This window comes from Mycobacterium cookii, assembly GCF_010727945.1.
Lineage (GTDB): Bacteria > Actinomycetota > Actinomycetes > Mycobacteriales > Mycobacteriaceae > Mycobacterium > Mycobacterium cookii.
Window position 1 is genome coordinate 4,132,670 of the sequence record NZ_AP022569.1, and the last position, 16,828, is coordinate 4,149,497.

Here is a 16,828-nt window from a genome sequence, read left to right on the forward strand (position 1 = left end):
GCGACGGTACCCAATGATTGCAGCCCCTGCGTTACCGCGCGTAGCGGTAAGGATGCTCGCACCAATCCGACGCTACCTACTCGACAGCGTCAACGACGGGTGCGCGACTGGGTTCCGGGCGACTTACGAGCCGGCGTCTTCTTGGCCGGTGTCTTGCGTGGCCTGGCGGAACTCGTCGACTTGACGGCGGCGATCTTCGTCGGCCGCGCCGGCGCGCTGTCGTTGCGCGAGTTGCCGAGCCGTCGCAACAGCAGTGCGCCACCACCGACGGCAAGCAACACCGGCCACTCGACGAGGCCGGCGACACCGAGGGCACCCAACGTCAGCGCGGCCGCCGGTGTCGAGTGGCTGCCGCTGTCGATGCCCTTTTTCACGCCTTCGGCCGCCCCGGTCACGGCGCCCATGACGCCGTTGACCGCGGCACCGCCTACGGCGCCCGCGGCTGCGGTGGTTGCTGAGGCGGCACGGCTGACCGTTCGACTCACGTTACGTACGGCGCCGTCAACGACACCCATGATGACTCCTGATAGTCAGTGTTAGTTGCCCGCAATCCTATGACCTTGATTGGTAAATGAACAGCGGATGAATACCCGAGCGCTTAATTTGGTGCGTCAGACGGTGTGGAGGTCCACGAAAACCGGTGCGTGATCGCTGGGTGCCTTGCCTTTACGTTCTTCTCGCACGATCTGCGCGTCGGAGACCCGCCCCGCGAGCGCAGGCGAGGCGAGGATGAAGTCGATGCGCATGCCTTGTTTCTTCGGAAATCTCAGCTGGGTGTAATCCCAATAGGTGTAGACGCCGGGCCCGGGCGTGAAAGGCCGTACCACATCGGCGAATTGAGTGTCAATGATGGCATCGAACGCTTTGCGCTCGGGTTCCGAGACGTGTGTTGCACCCTCGAAGAATTCGACACTCCAGACGTCGTCGTCGGTTGGCGCGATATTCCAGTCGCCGACGAGCGCAATCTGCGCCGACGGGTTCTCACGTAGCCAGCCTTCTGCTGCATCACGCAGTGCAGCAAGCCAATTCAGTTTGTAGACATAGTGCGGGTCGTCCAGGGTGCGGCCGTTGGGTACGTAAAGGCTCCACACCCGCACTCCTGCGCAAGTCGCGGCCAGCGCGCGGGCTTCGGCTGCGGCGGCGACGTCCGGTTTGCTGCTCCAGGTGGGCTGGCCGTCGAAGCCGATCTCGATGTTGTCCAGGCCGACCCGGGACGCGATTGCCACGCCGTTCCACTGGTTGAAGCCGCAATGCGCCACCTCGTAGCCGAGTTCGAGGAACGGCATCGTGGGAAACTGCTCGTCGGAGCATTTGGTCTCCTGCATTGCGAGGACGTCGACCTCGCCACGTTCCAGCCAATCCAGCACGCGGGGCAACCGGGAGCGGATCGAGTTCACGTTCCAGGTGGCTATTCGCAGGCCCACGCCTTCGACCCTACGTGTTCAGCGTGACGTAACGCGCGTGGTGGTGCAGCACGAAGCCCAGCGACCGGGCCAGCGCTGCGGTTGCTGTGTCGCCGTCGGCGACGCGGATGTAGCCGCGGGTGGCGCCGCGAGCCGCACCCCAGGCCAGCAGCGCCTCGCACAGAGGTCGTGACTGTGCGGCCGACAGCCCTACCCAACGGGTGCCGTCGGGGGCATCGGTCACCGCGGCCAGTGCCGCCGCATCCTGCACTGCTTGATCGGGCTCGCCGGCATGTATATCGCGTACCAGCATCCAGTTAGCGTGTTCGCCTTCGTCTGGCAGCCGAAGCAGCCGTTCGGGAATCAACAGCCGTGCGGGCAGGCCGCGGCTGCGATACCAGTCGGCGATTGCCGGTATCGCCGCCTGATTGGCGGAGGGGTCAAGGGGCACAGCGGAATTCACACCGTTTCCAGCGCGCAGCAGCCAGCCGTCCAGCCAGTGCTGCTCAGCCCCCGGCCACGCTAACGCGGCGGCGTGCTCGAGCGCGCGGATCTCCGAGGCGCGCACCGGGGTATCGCTGAGCGTCCGGAGCGCGACCGCATCCTCGGGCGCGAATTGCACGACGGCGCCGTTCTTGGTCCGCACGCGGACCAGCGGTGCGACATCGAGCAGGTGGCCGACCGCGTCGGTCAGCGGCGGCACCGAGCCGACTGGGCGGCGGTACCGAACCGTCACCCTGGTGCCGAGCTCGGGCCACGAAACCATCAGTGGCCGAACGGATCCGGCACCTCACCCGGTGTCCACGACAATCCGGGGACCCCCCAGTTGTTCGATTTCACGGCGCGTTTGGCAGCGCGTGCATGCCGGCCGATCAACCGGTCGAGATACAGGAACCCATCGAGGTGTCCGGTCTCGTGCTGCAACATTCGGGCGAACAGCCCGGTGCCTTCGAGGGTGACCGGTGCGCCGTCGGCGTCGAGACCGGTGACCCGGGCCCATTCGGCCCGGCCGGTCGGGAACGACTCGCCCGGCACGGACAGGCAACCCTCGTCGTCGTCATCGGGGTCGGGCATGGTCTCGGGGATTTCCGATGTCTCCAGCACCGGGTTGACCACCACGCCGCGGCGTCGCGCGGACTGTCCACGCTCGTCGGCGCAGTCGTAGACGAACACCCGCAGGCCGACACCGATCTGGTTGGCGGCCAGGCCAACCCCGAAGGCGGCGTCCATCGTGTCGTAGAGGTTGGTGATCAGATCGGCCAGGTCGGCCGGCAGCGAACCGTCTGCCCCGACCGGTACCGGCTCGGTGGGTGTGTGCAACACCGGATCGCCCACGATGCGAATGGGTACGACTGCCATGACCGCAAAGCTTAAGCTGCGTGAAACCTGCTCCGGTTGCGGAGTCGGCTTGGGACAGGCAATCTCAGCTCGTCAGCCGACTCGCGGGCTTGGGTTCCGGGTCAACAGTTGTCGACGTGGTTGAATATCGCCGGAGCAGCGAGCATTCGAGATTTGCCGAAAGGGTCGAGGAAGCGATATGGACAGCGCTATGGCGCGGGCTAATCGATCGGCGAACGACTCTGAACTCGCCGATGGGCTGACCCGCCGCGAGCACGACATTCTGGCGTTCGAACGCCAATGGTGGAAATACGCGGGCGCCAAAGAAGAAGCCATCAAAGAGTTGTTCGGAATGTCGGCTACTGCCTATTACCGGATTCTCAACGCGTTGGTCGATCGACCCGAGGCATTAGCCGCCGACCCGATGCTCGTGAAGCGGCTCCGACGGTTGCGGGCCAGTCGCCAGAAGGCTCGGGCGGCGCGACGGCTGGGGTTCGAGCTCACCTGAGTTTTTTGCCTGCTCACCGAGCGTCGGTGTGGGTTTTGGCGCACTCCTCGTTACAGTGACGTCAATGAATGAGCGCGTTCCCGACTCAACCGGGCTTCCTCTGCGGGCCATGGTGATGGTCCTGCTGTTTCTCGGCGTCATTTTTTTGCTGGTCGGTTTTCAGGCGATGGGTTCGGGCAGTAATTCCGACGATGACTCGTCGGTGGCGAGCGTGACGGCAAGTTCAACAGCGACGACGACATCGGCGAAGGTCGTCCCCAAATCCGACGTGCGGGTCTACAACATTTCCAGTCAACCGGGAGTTGCGGGGAAGGCCGCCGACCAGATCAAGCAAGGTGGCTACAACGTCACCGAGGTCAGCAATCTCACGTTGCCCGATGTCGCGAAAACAACGGTCTATTTCGGCAGCGCACCAGGCGAGCGGGAAACCGCCGACGCTGTGGGCCAGCTGCTCAAGGCGCCCGTCGTGCCGCGGACCCCTGCGGTCGCCGGCCAGCCGCCCGGCGTGATCGTGGTGGTCACGGGCTAGCGTCCCCGCTGGCGGGGTGAGAATGACTGTGCCGTGTGGCATTTGCCGACGCTCAGAAGGGTGGCGGATCGTCGTCGCTGCCGGGCGGGGCCGGTCCCAGGAACGCCATTGACCTGGCGCGACGTGCTTCGCGGGCTTGGTGGTTTCGCCGTCGTTCGGTGTTCACCCGGCTGGCGCGGTCTTGCTGTCGAGTGCGACGCCGGCGGGGCATCATCGCTGCTCGATCACCGCAATGATCGACTGTCGGGTCGAGTTGTGGCACATCCAAGTCGCCGGTGGGCACGCATAAGCTCGGGAAGAGCAGCGCACTGCCGGGCGTCGTGACGTAGGTCTTACCTGCCGGCGAGGTGAGAATGACTGTGCCGTCGGGTAATTGCCGATCCCGCCACCCCCAGAACGTTTTGACGAGGTGATGGCACCGACTGGCCAAAGAACACTTCACCGCGACGGTTGGACCGGTGGCTATGAGCGACCTCGCTGACCTGCTTACACTTCCGCAATGTTCTCGGAGACGCGCTATGCGATGAACGGTGACTTGCGGGTCGCCTATCGCGCGTCGCGTGAAGGTCCTCGCGACATCGTGCTCGTCCCGGGGTGGTTCAGCACCTGTGAGGACACTCCTGAGCAGCCGCCTCTTCGAGGGTGGATCGAGGCGATGACATCGCTCGGTCGACTGATTTTCTTCGACCAGCCGGGCACCGGACAATCTGATCCCGTCACGTCGGGCGCGCTGCCGACGTTGGAGCAATGGGCCGACAGCATCACCGCGGTGTTGGACGAGCTCGGGAGTTGTGAAGCGGTCCTGCTCGCGGTTCCCGGCGCGGTCGCGACGGGGGCGCTGTTCGCGGCAACACATCCGTCCCGCACAACCGCGCTGGTCGTGTTGGAGGGCTACGCGAATCCGATGGTTGAGCGCACCGACGGACCCACACCCGAGCAGTTCTTGGCTGCCCTGGTCGCCATATGGGGAACGGGCGAGTTCCAGCATGTGATGAATCCGGACATGCCGTGGAACGAGGAGATCCGGGCCGCGTCGGCACGCTATGAACGCCTGGCGGCGAGCCCAGGAACGGTCGCCCTCATGATGCCACTGCTGGCCGAAATGGACGTGCGGGCGTTGCTTCCCACAGTCCGCGTCCCGACACTCGTCCTCCATCACACCGACGACGCGTTTATCCCGCCCGAGTGGGGCAAGGACGTCGCTGATCGCATACCGGACGCGAAATACGTTGAGCTCCCAGGGCGCAACGTCAACCACTTCGTTGACCCGTGGCGTGCGTCCTTCCAGGAGATCGCCGAGTTCCTCACCGGACAACAAGCCGCCGTCGCCGACGACCGGGTTCTCGCCACGGTGCTTTTCACCGACATTGTGGACTCGACTCGGCGGGCGGCACAGATGGGTGACCGGGACTGGCATGCGTTGCTCGATGCGCACGACGCCGTAGTGCGGGCGCAGCTGACCCGCTTTCGGGGCCGCGAGGTGAACACGTCGGGTGACGGCTTCCTTGCGATGTTCGACGGCCCGCAGCGAGCGATCCGCTGCGCCATGGCGATCCGCGACGCGGTGCAGTCCCTCGGCATCCAGGTACGCGCCGGTTTGCACACCGGCGAGTGCGAGATCCGTGGGGACGACATCGGCGGGATCGCCGTACACATCGGCGCGCGGGTGAGCGCACTGGCGGGACCGAACGATGTGCTCGTCTCTAGCACGCTGCGCGATCTGGTGATCGGGTCAGGCCTCGAATTCGAAGACCGCGGCACACACGAGCTCAAGGGCGTGCCCGGCGAATGGCGCCTCTCCGCTGTCGCCTCTGGGTAAGTCCGCTGACCGACGCTCAGAAGGGCGGCGGATCGTCGTCGCTGCCGGGCGGGGCCGGTCCCAGGAAGGCCATTGACCTGGCGCGGCGTGCTTCGCGGGCTTGGTGGTTGCGCCGTCGTTCGGTGTTCACCCGGCCGGCGCGGTCTTGCTGTCGAGTGCGACGCCGGCGGGGCATCATCGCGGTCCGCTCGCCGCTGTAGTCAGCGCCGGGGCGGGTTTCCAGTGCGGCCAATTCTCCGGTGGGCCGGCACAGGCTTGGAAAGAGCAGCGCACTGCCGGGCGTGGTGACGTAGGTCTTCCCTGCCGGCGAGGTGAGAATGACTGTGCCGTCGGGTAATTGCCGATCCCGCCACCCCCAGAACGTTTTGACGAGGTGATGAGTCCGGCAGTAACACTTCAAGTTCGAGGCGTGTGTGGGCCCACCCTCAGCGAAAGGCTTCGTGTGGTCGATGTCGCAGTCGGGCGCCGGCCGATCGCAGCCGGGCCAGCGACACGTCAGATCCCGGCACCGCACAAAATCGGCAAGCTTGCGCGACGGGACGTATCCCGGCTCGGGCGCCGCGTCCGTCGGGTGGACCAGCGGGATCAACTTTGCACCGTCAGTCAACTCGGCGATGAGTTCGGGTGCCACGAGACCGTCGGCACAAACCTCCGATGCCAACGACCCGCCGTGGCCGTCGAGAGCGGCCTGGTCGGCGATGACGTGAATGACCACCGACGAAGCGGCGGGCTGCTTTCCGGCAGGGCAGTCGAGGCGCCCACAGCGACAGCGCAGCCGATCTGCACCGGACGCCAGCGCACCCAAGGCATCGGCGCGGCGTTGTTCGCGAGTGCGCGGGTCGTGTTCACACACCGTGCCCGCCAACGCGGTGAGCCGCTTGTCCAGGGCATGGGCGTGGGGGCTTAATAGGCTGCCGTGAACTTCGGACAGACCACCCTCGAGATCCGCGAACCACACCTCGCGCTCGGTACGTCGCTCTTTGCGACGGCGCACCGCATCGGCATCGGCCTTGGCGACGATCTTGTCGATGTGTCCGGCCATCCGTCCTTGCGTCATCGACGGCCAGCGCACCACCGCGAGAGCCAATTGCCCGTCGACGGCCGCGAGCACATCGGGGTCCGTGATCAGATCGGTGCGATAGACGATCGTGGCGAACGTCCGCTGGTCGATGTCACCAACCTTGAAGACCTCGGCGAGCTTTGGCAGCCGTTCGCGCATCGCACGCGAATAGCGCAGCTGGCTCGCGGCCAGTCCCTGGCTCATCCGCAGGGCAGCGGCTACCTCGGCGCTGACCGCGGACTCGGTATCGACGGCCCAGTCCTCAGTGTCGGAGCAGCGCGACAACCGGTAACCGAACAACTCGCCGATTGCCAGCAAGCCGGCGGCCGCCGCACGATTCTGCGCGCGCCACGACGCACCGATCCGATCCAGCAACGCCGACGATTCTGCCGTGCGGGTGGGATGACGCCGCTCGAACAGCTCATCAAACCGGGCGATTACCTCCGGCGATGGCAGACGGCTAGGCGTCGAATCGAACATACATTCGATTATGCCAAGCGGGTCCGACAACCCTGACCGCACGCTGATCCCGCATCGTCGTCAAGATAGGCTCTTCCCATGGTTAAGCCCGCCAGTCGCCGCAAGTTTGTCGCCGCCGCCACGCTGATTCCGCTCGCCGCCGTCGTCGCGCTGTCCAGCGCGTGCAAGCCGAACCAACCGCCCGCGACCTCGCCCGGAACCACGCCGGCGATCTGGACCGGATCACCGTCGCCGTCGGCCGCGGCACCTCAAACCGGCGAGGCGGCACCGGAAAGCATCACGACGTTCTTGAGCGCACCCGACGGCACCAAGGTTGCGTCAGCCAAGTTCGAGTTCGACAAGGGCTACGTCACCGTGACCATCGAAACGACGGGCGAGGGCCACCTGAGCCCCGGCTTCCACGGCATTCATCTCCACTCTGTTGGCAAGTGCGAGGCCAACTCGGTGGGGCCGAACGGCGGCGCACCGGGCGACTTTCAGTCCGCGGGTGGACATTTCCACACCGAGGGCCACATGGGCATGAACGGTCCCGCGAGCGGCGACCTGACCTCGCTGCAGGTCCGCCACGACGGTTCGGCGCTGCTGGTGACCACGACGGACGGCTTCACCAAGGCCGACTTGCAGTCGGGTTCCGGGACCTCGATCGTCATCCACGCCGGTTCCGACAACTTCGGCAACATCCCGTCCGACCGCTACAACCAGGTCAACGGTGCGCCGGGTCCGGACGAGACGACGATGTCCACCGGTGACGCGGGCAAGCGCGTGGCGTGCGGCGTGATCAGCGCCGGTTAACCCACCGTCGGACAGGGGTATCGCTATCAGGGTGAACTTCGCGTCATCACCCAACCCGACACTTGGAGTCGAGTGGGAGTTCGCTCTCGTCGACGCGAAGACCCGCGACCTGAGCAACGAAGCGAACGCGGTCTTCGCCGAGATCGGTCAAAACCCGCATGTACACAAGGAATTGCTGCGCAACACCGTCGAGGTGGTCACCGGTGTCTGCGACTGCACCGCGCAGGCCATGGAAGATCTCAAGTCCACGCTGCGCGCCGTCCTGCCGATCGTCCGGCAACGCGGTATGGAGTTGTTCGGCGCGGGCACACATCCGTTCGCGAGTTGGTCCACGCAGAAGCTGACCGATGCGCCCCGGTACGCCGAGCTGATCAAGCGCACCCAGTGGTGGGGCCGTCAGATGCTGATCTGGGGCGTGCACGTGCACGTCGGGGTCTCCTCGCCGGACAAGGTCATGCCGGTGATGTCGTCGTTGCTCAACTGGTACCCGCACCTGTTGGCGCTGTCCGCGTCGTCGCCGTGGTGGGTGGGCGACGACACCGGGTACGCCAGTAACCGGGCGATGATGTTTCAGCAGCTGCCCACCGCGGGCCTGCCGTTCCAGTTCGAAAAGTGGGACCAGTTCGAGGGTTTCGTCCACGACCAGAAGAAGACGGGGATCATCGAGGACGTCAACGAGGTGCGGTGGGATGTTCGGCCCTCACCCCGTAACGGCACTCTCGAGGTGCGGATCTGCGACGGGGTGTCCAACATTCGTGAACTCGGCGCGCTGGTGGCGTTGACACATTGCCTGGTCGTCGACCTCGAGCGTCGACTGGACGCCGGCGAGACGCTGCCGACCATGCCGCCTTGGCATAACCAGGAAAACAAGTGGCGCGCAGCCCGATACGGACTGGACGCGATCATCATCCTCGACGCGGACAGCAACGAGCGTCTGGTCACCGAAGACCTCGACGACGTGCTGGCCCGGCTGGAACCCGTTGCCAAATCACTGCATTGCGCCGACGAGCTTGCCGCGGTGGCCGATATCCCGCGACGCGGAGCGTCCTATCAGCGGCAGCGGCGTGTCGCTGAGGAGCACGACGGCGACCTGCGTGCCGTCGTCGACGCCCTTGTCGCAGAGTTGGAAATCTGATGGCGAGCGCAGCTGATTTCGGCACCATGGCGATGTTCCCGTTGCAATCGGCATTGCTGCCCGGCGAGGATTTACCGTTGCAGATCTTCGAACCCCGCTACGCAGAGCTGGTGCGAGACTGCCTGCGCGACAACGATCCCCGCTTCGGCGTGGTGCTGATCTCGCAAGGCCGTGAAGTCGGTGGCGGTGACGTCCGCTGTGACGTCGGCACGGTCGCCAAGATCACCGAATGCGTCGACATCGCGGGCTCGGGCCGCTACGTGCTGCGCTGCCGGACAGCCGAACGGATCAAAGTCTGCGAGTGGCTGCCCGACGATCCGTACCCGCGGGCGGTCGTCCAAGTGTGGCTCGACGAGGAGGGAGGGCCGGTGAGTGCCGCTCGAGTCGAGGCGCTCGAAGACCGGATCATCGGACTGTTCGAGCGCATCGCGGACGCCCGCGATCTTCCGCTGCCGAGCCGGGCAGAGGTGCTCGGCGACGACATCGATCGTATCTTCGATCCTGGAGAACGACTGTACGCGTTGGCATCTCGCATCCCGATCGGGCCGGCGGATCGTTACGCCGTGCTCGCCGCGCCGAGCGCCGCGGAGCGGTTGACAGCGCTGAGCGAGGCCGTGGAATCGGTCGCCGCCGTGATCGAGTTTCAGCTCTCCGAGTAGCGGCTAGCGCCGGGCGGTGTGCAGCCGTCCTTCGATGAAGACGTTGCGCGGCGCCACGTCTTTCAGAGCGTGGTCGGGTGGCCGGTCGTAGCGTTGCATCAGGCTCAGCGCCTCGATCACGGTGACGGCCCAGCCGCGTTCGGTCAGCCACGGCCGAAGGTCGGTGCGTTTCTCCATGAACATGAGATCGTGGACATTCGCCGCGTCCGCATCGCCCTGCACGCCGCGCAGGTACTGACGACCTTGCTCCAGGTAGTCCGGGTCCAAGGCGGTTGGGCCCAGCGCCTCGACGGCGATCCGGCTGCCGTTGGCGCTGAGCGCCACGATGCGCTCGAACAACAGATCCTGGCCGGTTGCCGACAGGTAGGGCAGCAGCCCCTCGGCCGACCAAGCCGTCGGCGTCGACGGGTCAAAACCGGCTTCGCGCAACGCTTTCGGCCAATCGGCCCGCAGGTCGATCGGGACCGCCTGATATCTCGCCGTGGATCGCGCTCCGCGCGCGGCGAGGGTATCGGCCTTGAACGCCAGCACCTGCGGCTGGTCGATCTCGAAAACGGCACTTCCGCTCACCCACGGCAGCCGCCACGGGCGGGCGTCCAGGCCGGCGGCCAGAATCACCACCTGGTCGATGCCGTTGGCGCCGGCGGCGATGAAGTACTCGTCGAACCACTTGGTGCGCACCGCGGCGTAGTCCTTGACAATCGGCACTTGCGAAGCGATCGCCGAGGAATCCCAGCCGCGCTGGATCGCGGCGTCGACGAAGAACTGGGCGTAACGGTCGGTGAACAGTGGGCAGTCGCAAACGGATTCAGCAGCCCGCGCCATGGCCACACCGAGAGCCGTCGCGCCGACGCTGTCGGTGATGTCCCAGCTGTCGTGGTCGTTCCGTGCCATGGTTCTCGCTTCCCGCGAAAATGCTCGTTACGGCGACCACATTGTCGGAACAAAACCAGGCTAGTGAAATTCCAAACCGCCCGCTGGCCGCGCGGGCGCGTGGTGTACTTCGACGCGATGAGCAGCGATGTTGCGGTACAAATCGACGCGGGCGTGGCTGTGCTCACGCTCAACCGGCCGGATCAGCGCAACGCATACACCGCCGAGATGGGTGCGCTGCTGAGCCGGGCGTATCGGGATTGCGACGACGACGATGACGTGCGGGCCATCGTCGTCACCGGGGCGGGCCGGGCATTCTGCGCCGGAGCGGATTTCTCCGGCAGCGCATCGCCGTTCGATGCCCCCGATGCCGACAGTGGCTTCTCCGCATCGCCGATCGATCCCGCGGCCTTCGAACTGCGCAAGCCGGTGATCGCCGCGGTCAACGGCCACGCGATCGGGATCGGCTTGACCATCGCCCTGCAGGCCGATCTGCGGATCGTTGCCGATGACGCCAAATACGGTGTGGTGCAAGTTCGCCGGGGAGTGATCCCGGACTGCATGTCGCACTGGACGCTCGCACACTTGACCAATCTCGGCGTGGCGGCCGAGGTGCTGTTGACCGGGCGCACGTTCACCGGCGCCGAGGCGGTGGCGTGGGGAATCGCCAATCGCACGCTGCCGGCTGAGCGGGTTCTCGATCACGCGCTGGAGATTGCCCGCGACATCGCCACCAATGTCGCACCGATGTCGGCGGCATTGTCCAAGCGGCTGCTCTGGGATACCGCGATCAACGGCTACACCCCTCGCGAGGTTGCGGCATTGGAAACCCAATTGCACCAACGGGTGATGGGGACCGACGATGCCACGGAAGGAGTGGCTGCTTTCCTCGATCGGCGGCCGCCGCGCTTCACCGCCCGGCTTTCGGCAGAATGGACGCCGCTGCCCGAGCCGGAGGTGTGAGGATGCTGATCGATGTGATCGCAGACGGCCTCGGATTCACCGAAGGCCCCGTCTGGCTGCCCGACAACAGGATTGCGCTGACGTCGATCAGCCATGGCTGCGTGTACATCGTCGATCCCGACGAAGGCCCGCTGGAACGCATCGACACCGGCGGCGGACCCAACGGGCTGGCGTGCGACACCGACGGGACGCTGTATGTCGCGCAGAACGGCGGAGTCTGGGGCGCAAGCGGTCCCGCGGAGCCCGGGGTGCAGGTCATCACCGGAACGCAGGTCGACTATCTGGTCGAGGGGCTCGGCGCTCCCAACGACCTGACATTCGGGCCGGATGGTCGGCTATGGATCACCGACACCCGCTCGGAGTTCGACATCGGCACTCCCGGAGCCGGTCTACCCGGCCACGTGTATGCCACCGACGTGGCTTCCGGTGAAACTCAGCTGGTCATCGAGGACGGGCCGGTGTTCATCAACGGGTTGGGCTTCGACCGGGACGGGTCCAGACTGCTTGTCACCGCCACACTTTCGTCACAGCTGCTGTCTTACGACTACCGGCGGTCCGCTGAGCCGGAAATTCTGCACACGTTCGACGCCGGCTGGCCCGACGGGATGGCGGTCAGCTCGGAAGGCCATTACTGGGTCGCGCTGACCGCCGCAGACCGCATCGACGTGATCGACACCTGGGGCAGGCTGGTCGTGGAGATCCCGCTCGCCGGTGGATCGCTGCCGACCAACGTGTGTATCGGCGGACGGCGACACGACGAGTTGTTCGTCACCGCAGCGCATGCTGAGTCGTTGCTGCGCATCAGGTTTGACGGAGACGCTCCGCCGCTTTAGGCCGACAGCAGCTCAGAACACCGTCAGCCGGCGGACCACGTCCAGCGCCGACGGGTCGCCGTGCGTCTCGACACCCAGTGCATCCCAGCTGCCACGCTGAGTGATCCAACGCACGAATGCCGCTGAGTCGCTGGCGATGTGAGCGACCACTTCGCCGCCGCCGACGCGCAGAGTTCGCTCGTCGACACCGCCCAGACGTATCTCGACCGCGCCATCCATCCTGTCGAGAAGCGTGCTGTTCTGCTGGGGGAGGGCGGCCTCGATCCAGTCCAGCGTGGGCGGTAGTTGTGACTCGTCAGGCGGCAGGGGGCCTGCGGGAAGCGGTCCGCCGGGTGCGAAGAGGTCGTATCTGATGTGGACGAAATGCTCGAATGCGTAGGCGGTCGGCAGAATTGAGGCCGGATAGGTCCCGACGTCGCCGAGTGGGACGTCGAACTCTTGATCCTGCACGGCGGCGAGCATGTCCAAACCCCGAGAGCTGACCGACTCGTAGTCGGCGATCACTTCGGCAGGGGTCATGGAGCGACGCGACTCGACATAGACGTCAGCCGCACGCTCGGCGGGTAGGCCCGCGGAATCGGGCAGGTTCGACATGTCCACGGCCAGCCAGAAGCTGCACGCCATGTGCGACACGACATCCTGCACCGTCCAGCCCGGACATCCGCTGTCCGTCGCCCAGTCGGCGTCGTCAAGGGTTCGGCAGAGTGCAAGCAGCGCGTGGCGGTCGGCTTCAATAGCTTTCAGTGCGGTACTCATCTCACTGTGACTCCTGTGAAGTACGATCGGACAACCTACATACGGTATGTACGTAACATACATACCGTATGTATGAAAGGCAATGGCTGATGGATGCAACCCGTCGCACGCAGGCAGAGCGTGCCGCGGAAACCCGCGAGGCGCTGATCGCCGCGGCCCGTCCGCTGTTCGCCGCGCAGGGTTTCGCCCAGGCGGCGCTGGAGACGATCGTGCGCGCGGCCGGCGTGACCCGGGGCGCGCTGTATCACCACTTCGCCGACAAAACCGAGCTGTTCGCGGCGGTCTTCGAGCAGGTGGAGGCTGAAGTGGCCGCCCGAATGGGCGAGGCGATCGCCGCGTCCAAGCAGACCGATCCGATCGAAGTCATGCAATTGGGCGCCGACTATTGGCTCGATGCCTGTTCGGATCCGGAGGTCCAGCGCATCGTCCTCGTCGACGCCCCGGCCGTGCTCGGCTGGACGCGATGGACCGAGATCGGAAACCGGTACAACATCGGCCTGGTGCGTGCGCTGCTCGAGAACGCCGTCGAAACCGGCCGTATACCGCCGCAACCGATCGAGGCGACGGCTCTGACGATGCTCGGTGCAATGCGCGAAGTGACCCTCTACGTCGCCCGCGCAGAAGACCACGACCAGGCGCGTCAGGATGCCGGCGCCGTGATGAACCGGCTGATTCAGGCGCTGGCCTAACGCTCCGCGGCGAACGCGCGTAGCGATGCCAGTTGCGCGGGATCCAGTGAGGGGCGGACGTTTTCGCGTGCGGCGGCAACGTCGGCAGCAGTGATCTCCGCGGCGTCGACCGAGCGTCGCATCGCGGTCAGCGCAGCCTCGCGCAGCAGCGCCACGCAATCGGCGGCGCTGTACCCGTCGAGGTCGGCTGCCAACGCCTGCAGGTCGACATCACGCAGCGGAATCGACTTACCCGCGGTGCGCAAGATGTCCAGACGGCCTTGCGCATCCGGCGGTTCGACGAAGACCAGCTTCTCCAGCCGGCCGGGGCGCAGCAGCCCCGGATCGATGAGGTCCGGTCGGTTGGTGGCCCCGACGACCACAACGTCATTCAGCGGCTCGATGCCGTCCAGCTCGGTGAGCAAGGCCGCCACCACCCGGTCGGTGACGCCGGAGTCGAAGCTCTGGCCACGCCGCGGCGTGAGCGCGTCGATCTCGTCGAGGAAGACCAGTGACGGTGCGGAATCGCGTGCGCGGCTGAATAATTCGCGCACCGCCTTCTCCGATGAACCGACCCACTTGTCCATCAGCTCAGACCCTTTGACGGCGTGCACGGACAGTTTTCCGGTGCTGGCCAGAGCGCGCACCACGAAGGTCTTGCCGCAGCCGGGCGGGCCGTAGAGCAGGACGCCGCGAGGCGGTTGCACGCCGAGCCGGGTGAACGTGTCGGGGTGTTGCAGCGGCCACAGCACTGCTTCGGTCAGCGCCTGCTTGGTCTCGGCCATGTCGCCGACGTCGTCGAGGGTGATCGAGCCGACCGACACCTCGGTGGAGCCAGAGCGCGACAGCGGCCTGATCACGGTCAGCGCGCCGAGCAGGTCGTCTTGGGTGAGTTTGGGCGCGTTGCCGTCAGAGCTGGCCCGCGCCGCCGCGCGCAGCGCCGCCTCGCGGACCAGCGCGGCCAGGTCGGCGACCACGAAACCCGGTGTCCTGTCTGCGATCTCACCGACATTGAGGTCCTCGGTGGGTGCGTGCTTCAGCAGACTCTGCAACAGGGCTGAGCGGGTCGCCGCGTCGGGCAGGCCGAGCACCAGTTCGCGGTCGCACAGGTCGGGTGCCCGCAGTCGCGGGTCGAGGTTGTCCGGCACGGCCGAGGTGACGATCAGCGCCACCCCCGCCGCGGCGACCGCCTTGCGTAGTTCGGCGAGGATCAGCGTCGCGACCGGTTCGGCCGCGGCCGGCAGCAGGGTGTCGATGTCGGCGACCAGCAGCACTCCGCCGCCGTCGGCGACAGCGGTCACCGCCGCGGCCACTCGCTGCAGGCGATCTTCGGCGGCGAGCGCGCCGACCGCGGGGCCGTCGATGTCGACCAGACGTCGGTCCGCGCAGACGGCACGCACCATCGCGACTTTGCCGACACCGGCCGGCCCCGATACGAGCACACCCAAATTGGTTGTGGCACCCAGAGTTTGAAGCAGGTGCGGCTCATCGAGCGCGAGCTTGAGCCATTCGGTGAGCTTGCCGGCCTGCGCGTTGACCCCGATGAGGTCGTTGACGGTGAACGCGGCCGCCTCAGGCCTGAGCGAGGTGGACATCGCAACGGCGGCTCCCCAGGTCACCAGGGAGTTCGGCTGCACGCTGACCGGTCCGGCGGGATCGACGCCGGTGACGGTCAACAGTTCCGACGTCCAGCTGATGCCTACGGCCGAGGCCAGCGCGCGGGTGGCCTCTGACGTGGACGTGCCCGGACCCAGGTCGCGCGGCAGCAGCGACACCGCGTCGCCGACCGTTAACACTTTGCCCAGCAAGGCTTGTCGCAGCGTGGTCGACGGCAGTGACTGCACGGTGATCGCGGACCCACTCAACGTCACCGATCGCGCGCCGTACACGGTGGCGGCCACGACGATGACGGCGGTGTCCTCGGTCAGACCGGCATTCGACAGTGTTACGTCGTCCAGCAGCACAATACCGACCGGGATCTGCGGGCCGGCCATTGCGGCGACCGCCGTCGTGGTCCGTGAGCCGCTGAGCGATACCGCGTCCCACTCCCGAATACCAAGGGCGGCAATGGCGCTGGGGTGCAATCGAATGACGCCGCGGCGGGAGTCGACGGCCGATGTGTTGAGCCGGGCGGTCAGCGTCAGCCGCGCGGGCGCAGTCATGGCCTGCCGGCCGGCCTGCGCAATCCCAGCCGCGCCATCGACCGGCGATTGGGCTGCGCTCGCCGGATGGCGCGACGGGTGGCGCGTCGTTGCTTGGGCTTCTCGCCCCACGCCTCGGGATGTGCCGCGAGCCAGTGGTGGCCACGGACCGAGAACGGTATGTAGCAGAGGTAGGCCACGATGACGACCATGACCAGGACGTAGGGGAACAGAAACGCTGCGGCGGCGACGATGGCCAACGATGCCAGCAGCAGAGCCGCCAGATTGGGTGGCACCGAAACGGCGTGCATCTTGCGCATCGGGATGCGGCTCACCACCAGCATCGAGCACGCCGCGACCCAGGCGCAGACGACCCACGGCGACGTCCACCAGCCCACGCCGAACTGCAGCTTGGCGGCAATCGGCCCCAGCGCCAGGATCGCCCCTGCCGGTGCGGGTATCCCGACGAAGAACTCCCGTGCGTAAGAAGGCTGGGTGGCGTCGTCGAGCAATGCATTGAACCTCGCCAGCCGCAACACAATTGACACCGCATACAGCAGCACCACGACCCAGCCCGCCGGCGACGAGGACAACATCGACACGTAGATCACCACCGCGGGGGCCACACCGAAGTTGACCGCGTCGGCCAGCGAATCGATCTCCGCACCCATCCGCGACTCGGCGTCCAGGGCCCGGGCCACCCGTCCGTCCAGACCGTCCAGGATCGCGGCCGCGGCGATCAACGCCAGCGCCACATGCGGCTGGCCCTGCAGGGCGAACCGGATCGACGTCAGGCCGGCGCAGATGGCCAGCACGCTCATCGAGCTGGGCAGGATGCGCAGTGGGACCACGCGTTTGCCGCGAGCCTTCG

Annotated in this window: 18 protein-coding genes and 1 pseudogene; 9 read left to right on the top strand and 10 right to left on the bottom strand. The window is 66.3% G+C overall.

Features of this window, described 5'->3' with window-relative positions:
- Positions 1-89: 89 nt before the first annotated feature.
- The 4 genes from G6N27_RS19320 to G6N27_RS19335 form a co-directional block, all read right to left on the bottom strand.
- Positions 90-515 carry a hypothetical protein gene (locus G6N27_RS19320; RefSeq protein ID WP_163779179.1) on the bottom strand — a complete coding sequence of 142 codons (426 nt, stop codon included), beginning with the start codon at positions 513-515 and terminating at the stop codon, positions 90-92.
- Positions 516-611: 96 nt separating this feature from the next.
- Entirely contained in the window at positions 612-1,418 is an 807-nt protein-coding gene (locus G6N27_RS19325) for an exodeoxyribonuclease III (protein WP_163782027.1), read from the bottom strand.
- A 16-nt stretch (positions 1,419-1,434) separates the two neighbouring features.
- The gene (locus G6N27_RS19330; protein ID WP_163779183.1) at positions 1,435-2,169 is read right to left on the bottom strand and encodes a GNAT family N-acetyltransferase, cg3035/Rv0428c family; all 735 of its coding nucleotides are present in this window, start codon (positions 2,167-2,169) and stop codon (positions 1,435-1,437) included.
- Positions 2,169-2,762: a peptide deformylase gene (locus G6N27_RS19335; RefSeq protein WP_163779186.1), complete on the bottom strand. Its 594-nt coding sequence runs from the start codon at positions 2,760-2,762 to the stop codon at positions 2,169-2,171. Before G6N27_RS19335 ends, G6N27_RS19330 begins: the two co-directional genes overlap by 1 nt.
- Before the next feature lie 178 nt (positions 2,763-2,940).
- On the opposite strand from G6N27_RS19335, the gene G6N27_RS19340 reads away from it, so the two are divergent.
- Together G6N27_RS19340 and G6N27_RS19345 are read left to right on the top strand one after the other, a co-directional pair.
- Positions 2,941-3,249 carry a DUF3263 domain-containing protein gene (locus tag G6N27_RS19340; protein ID WP_163779189.1) on the top strand — a complete coding sequence of 103 codons (309 nt, stop codon included), beginning with the start codon at positions 2,941-2,943 and terminating at the stop codon, positions 3,247-3,249.
- 64 nt (positions 3,250-3,313) lie between these two features.
- On the top strand, positions 3,314-3,778 hold the full coding sequence (locus tag G6N27_RS19345) for a LytR C-terminal domain-containing protein (protein WP_163779192.1): 465 nt from the start codon (positions 3,314-3,316) through the stop codon (positions 3,776-3,778).
- 52 nt (positions 3,779-3,830) lie between these two features.
- On the opposite strand, the pseudogene G6N27_RS25400 reads toward G6N27_RS19345, so the two are convergent.
- Positions 3,831-4,235: pseudogene (locus G6N27_RS25400) on the bottom strand (hypothetical protein); the annotation flags it as partial.
- Positions 4,236-4,277: 42 nt separating this feature from the next.
- On the opposite strand from G6N27_RS25400, the gene G6N27_RS19350 reads away from it, so the two are divergent.
- The gene (locus G6N27_RS19350; protein ID WP_163779194.1) at positions 4,278-5,597 is read left to right on the top strand and encodes an adenylate/guanylate cyclase domain-containing protein; all 1,320 of its coding nucleotides are present in this window, start codon (positions 4,278-4,280) and stop codon (positions 5,595-5,597) included.
- 16 nt (positions 5,598-5,613) lie between these two features.
- Here the strand turns inward: G6N27_RS19350 and G6N27_RS19355 are convergent, their stop codons facing one another.
- On the bottom strand, positions 5,614-7,137 hold the full coding sequence (locus G6N27_RS19355; RefSeq protein ID WP_163779197.1) for an HNH endonuclease signature motif containing protein: 1,524 nt from the start codon (positions 7,135-7,137) through the stop codon (positions 5,614-5,616).
- A 78-nt stretch (positions 7,138-7,215) separates the two neighbouring features.
- Between G6N27_RS19355 and sodC the strand changes: the two genes are divergently transcribed.
- The 3 genes from sodC to G6N27_RS19370 are packed head-to-tail and all read left to right on the top strand — an operon-like array spanning position 7,216 to position 9,723.
- Entirely contained in the window at positions 7,216-7,929 is a 714-nt protein-coding gene (gene sodC / locus G6N27_RS19360; RefSeq protein WP_163779200.1) for a superoxide dismutase[Cu-Zn], read from the top strand.
- A gap of 19 nt (positions 7,930-7,948) precedes the next feature.
- Complete coding sequence (locus G6N27_RS19365) at positions 7,949-9,064, top strand: glutamate--cysteine ligase (RefSeq protein ID WP_163782028.1); 1,116 nt, start codon at positions 7,949-7,951, stop codon at positions 9,062-9,064.
- Positions 9,064-9,723 (top strand): LON peptidase substrate-binding domain-containing protein, encoded by a 660-nt coding sequence (locus G6N27_RS19370; RefSeq protein ID WP_179963305.1) that lies wholly within the window; start codon positions 9,064-9,066, stop codon positions 9,721-9,723. The genes G6N27_RS19365 and G6N27_RS19370 overlap by 1 nt, the downstream gene beginning before the upstream one ends.
- A gap of 3 nt (positions 9,724-9,726) precedes the next feature.
- On the opposite strand, the gene G6N27_RS19375 is transcribed toward G6N27_RS19370, so the two are convergent.
- Positions 9,727-10,617: an SAM-dependent methyltransferase gene (locus G6N27_RS19375; RefSeq protein WP_163779203.1), complete on the bottom strand. Its 891-nt coding sequence runs from the start codon at positions 10,615-10,617 to the stop codon at positions 9,727-9,729.
- Positions 10,618-10,734: 117 nt separating this feature from the next.
- Here G6N27_RS19375 and G6N27_RS19380 point away from each other — a divergent pair, with 117 nt between their 5' ends.
- Entirely contained in the window at positions 10,735-11,559 is an 825-nt protein-coding gene (locus tag G6N27_RS19380) for an enoyl-CoA hydratase/isomerase family protein (RefSeq protein WP_163782032.1), read from the top strand.
- A 2-nt stretch (positions 11,560-11,561) separates the two neighbouring features.
- Positions 11,562-12,392, top strand: coding sequence for an SMP-30/gluconolactonase/LRE family protein (locus G6N27_RS19385; RefSeq protein ID WP_163779205.1), 831 nt, complete (start codon positions 11,562-11,564; stop codon positions 12,390-12,392).
- Positions 12,393-12,404: 12 nt separating this feature from the next.
- Here G6N27_RS19385 and G6N27_RS19390 read toward each other — a convergent pair whose 3' ends face one another.
- Positions 12,405-13,148 carry a maleylpyruvate isomerase family mycothiol-dependent enzyme gene (locus G6N27_RS19390; protein WP_163779210.1) on the bottom strand — a complete coding sequence of 248 codons (744 nt, stop codon included), beginning with the start codon at positions 13,146-13,148 and terminating at the stop codon, positions 12,405-12,407.
- An 89-nt stretch (positions 13,149-13,237) separates the two neighbouring features.
- Between G6N27_RS19390 and G6N27_RS19395 the strand changes: the two genes are divergently transcribed.
- Positions 13,238-13,837, top strand: coding sequence for a TetR/AcrR family transcriptional regulator (locus G6N27_RS19395; RefSeq protein ID WP_163779211.1), 600 nt, complete (start codon positions 13,238-13,240; stop codon positions 13,835-13,837).
- On the opposite strand, the gene G6N27_RS19400 is transcribed toward G6N27_RS19395, so the two are convergent.
- Positions 13,834-15,978, bottom strand: a complete 2,145-nt coding sequence (locus G6N27_RS19400; RefSeq protein ID WP_163779214.1) for an AAA family ATPase — start codon at positions 15,976-15,978, stop codon at positions 13,834-13,836. The two genes, G6N27_RS19395 and G6N27_RS19400, sit on opposite strands and share 4 nt — an antisense overlap.
- On the bottom strand, positions 15,975-16,778 hold the full coding sequence (locus G6N27_RS19405; RefSeq protein ID WP_163782034.1) for a CDP-alcohol phosphatidyltransferase family protein: 804 nt from the start codon (positions 16,776-16,778) through the stop codon (positions 15,975-15,977). The genes G6N27_RS19400 and G6N27_RS19405 overlap by 4 nt, the downstream gene beginning before the upstream one ends.
- Positions 16,779-16,828 lie beyond the last annotated feature (50 nt).